Consider the following 1,260-nt stretch of genomic DNA (forward strand, 5'->3'; position numbering starts at 1 on the left):
AGACCACACGACACCCCGTCTCTGCCACCGAGGCGCCGACACTATCCCTGACCAGCAGAAACACACCCACCACTATCGGAAAGACAACGGCTTCTAACTCGGCCTGTACCGGCCGCAGCTGCCTGGCTACGATCGGCCACCTACATGCCGAAGAGAGCGAACAGGGGGAAGCGTGGACGCGCTGCAGATCGTCGGAGTGCACGGAATCAGGCAGGGAGCGGGCGCGACCACGGCAGGTCTGAGCTTCAGCTGGCAGACCACCGTCAACCGTGTGCTGGTCACCGTCCCGCCTGAAGCGCCCCGGGTCGCGGTGACCGTTCCCTCCTACCAGGCGGTCTTCCCCCGGACTCCGACCCGTTTCATAAGGCTCGGCGCCCCGGAGGCGGACTCTTTCTCGCAGGACAGGCCCATCGGCGAGGAGGAAGAAGCCTTCATCCTCGAGGCACTCGCGGCTTATGCCCCCTCGGCTCTGGAGGACATGTCGCCCGAAGCCGGTATGACCCTTGGAGAAAGCTCCCTCACACCGCGGATCGTGAGCATGGCCCAGGCCGTGGACCAGAAAACGGGCAAGGGCGTCACGAACCGCTTCCTGTGGCTCGTACGCGAGGCGTATACCTATCTGCGCCATGAGCCTACGGCTGACGCCGTACGCTCAGAAGTCGCCAGGGTCCTGGCGCACACAGGTGCGCGTATGGTCATCGCCCACTCCCTCGGCAGTGTGGTGGCGTACGACCTGCTCAACCGTGGCGAAGCTCCCGGAGTGACCACGCTTGTGACATGCGGGTCCCCGCTCAGCTGGCTCGTCGGCCGCAAGGGACTCCACCCGGAGGGCGAGCCGCTCACCGTCCCAGCCGGGGTGGAGTGGACAAACCTCTACGCGTTGAAGGACTTCGTGACCGGATGCGCCGGCCTGTCCGGACTGGCCACTGGCATTGCGGACATCGAGGTGAACACCGGGGGCTTCCCCTCATCCCACGATGTCCACCGGTACCTTGGCACGTCGGCTGTGGCCAGCCTCATCGTCAAGAATTCTGCGGCCTGACAGGCAGGTCTGGAGCGAGAGCCCCGACACCGGCCTCTTGGGTTCTGCGGCCGTTGCAACACCCCAGTTCAAGGGGTGCGATGGACTTCGAGATACGGGAGGACCGGACTGGGCGAGGCCGCCGTGTCCGCGATCTCCCAACCGTGGTTCTGGATCACTTTCCGTGCCAGAGCCACAGAGCGTCACCACAACCGCGATCATGAACGGTCGTGGCTGAC

General features: G+C 65.1%; 1 protein-coding gene. It reads left to right on the forward strand.

Annotation, left to right across the window (positions count from 1 at the left end; all coding sequences use genetic code 11):
- Window positions 1-172 precede the first annotated feature (172 nt).
- Entirely contained in the window at window positions 173-1,042 is an 870-nt protein-coding gene (locus tag ACIQ87_RS40320) for a hypothetical protein (protein WP_402417257.1), read from the forward strand.
- Window positions 1,043-1,260 lie beyond the last annotated feature (218 nt).

Source organism: Kitasatospora sp. NPDC096204, from assembly GCF_044763205.1.
Classification (GTDB): domain Bacteria; phylum Actinomycetota; class Actinomycetes; order Streptomycetales; family Streptomycetaceae; genus Kitasatospora.